Below are 703 nucleotides of genomic sequence, written 5' to 3' on the forward strand. Positions count from 1 at the left end.
CATGGATGAAGAAAGGCCATTTATTTGTTTTTCAACGAGCGGAGGAGCTCGAATGCAGGAAGGGCTCTTTTCCTTGTTTCAAATGGCTAAGACGGGTGCTGTATTGGCACAGTTAGCTAAACAGCAAATTCCATTTGTTTCAGTATTATCAGACCCCACTATGGGAGGGGTTTCTGCCAGCTTAGCCATGTTAGGTGACATTATCATTGCCGAACCTAATGCATTGATTGGATTTTCGGGCCCCCGCGTAATTGAGCAAACCATTCGAGAAACCCTCCCGGAAGGATTTCAACGCAGCGAATTTTTATTAGAGCATGGGGCCATTGATATGGTAGTGGATCGTCGTGAATTGAGACTGACCGTAGCATCTCTAATTGCCAAATTAACCCACCGACCTCAGCCGAATGTGGAACCCATAGAAACAATTTAATTTAAACCTCTGTCTAAACCTCTGTGGATTAATTGTCAGAATTCACCTGATGCAAGTATAGTAATTAGGGCTCCCCAAACAGGAGAAGTAAAATGATGACTCCGCGAGATATGAACGATTGGCTGGATTATATTAATACACTTCATTGTCGTGAAATTGATTTAGGTTTATCGCGCGTTATCCATGTGGCAAAAAAATAGGGTTGACTACTTTTCCATGCCCCGTCATCACCGTAGCAGGAACAAATGGGAAAGGGTCTGTAGTTAAATCCCT

The 703-nt window shown here is 43.2% G+C and carries 1 protein-coding gene; it reads left to right on the plus strand.

The window, feature by feature from the left end:
* The coding region (locus tag B1F79_RS02975; protein WP_285896373.1) for an acetyl-CoA carboxylase carboxyltransferase subunit beta at positions 1-430 on the plus strand (430 nt) is incomplete at its 5' end.
* Positions 431-703: the final 273 nt, after the last annotated feature.

The sequence above is a fragment of the Coxiella-like endosymbiont of Rhipicephalus sanguineus genome (genome assembly GCF_018687865.1).